Raw genomic sequence first — 572 nt, 5'->3', positions numbered from 1 at the left:
TTTAGCCATGATGCTTCCTTAATTACTTCTTAGATGCTTCGATAAGTTCGATGAAATGATCGAACAGTGGTGCGCAGTCATGTGGACCAGGGCTTGCTTCAGGGTGACCCTGGAAGCTGAACGCAGGTTTGTCTGTACGATGAATACCTTGGTTGGTGCCATCAAACAGTGAGCGATGCGTTACACGCAACACATCAGGCAGTTTGCTTTCATCGACTGCGAAGCCATGGTTTTGAGAAGTAATCATCACTGTACCATTGTCAAGATTTTGTACAGGATGGTTGGCACCGTGGTGACCGTGAGGCATTTTCACAGTCTTAGCACCGCTTGCAAGCGCAAGAATTTGGTGACCCAGGCAAATACCGAATAAAGGTATATTGCGAGCGTCTTCTACAATAGTTTTTACAGCTTCAATTGCATAGTCACATGCAGCTGGATCGCCAGGACCGTTCGATAAGAACACGCCATCTGGATTCAACGCAAGAACGTCAGCAGCAGGAGTTTGCGCAGGCACAACAGTCAATTTACAACCGCGGTCTGCGAGCATACGTAAGATGTTGGTTTTGACACCG

Annotated in this window: 1 protein-coding gene; it reads right to left on the bottom strand. The window is 47.4% G+C overall.

Translation table 11 applies throughout. The features are described from left to right. Window positions 1–22: 22 nt before the first annotated feature. On the bottom strand, window positions 23–572 hold a 550-nt coding region (locus B2Y23_RS03440; protein WP_291369038.1), incomplete at its 5' end, for a carbamoyl phosphate synthase small subunit.

This window comes from Acinetobacter sp. UBA5934 (assembly GCF_002430855.1).
Lineage (GTDB): Bacteria > Pseudomonadota > Gammaproteobacteria > Pseudomonadales > Moraxellaceae > Acinetobacter.
This window is presented reverse-complemented; position numbering and strand designations above follow the sequence as displayed.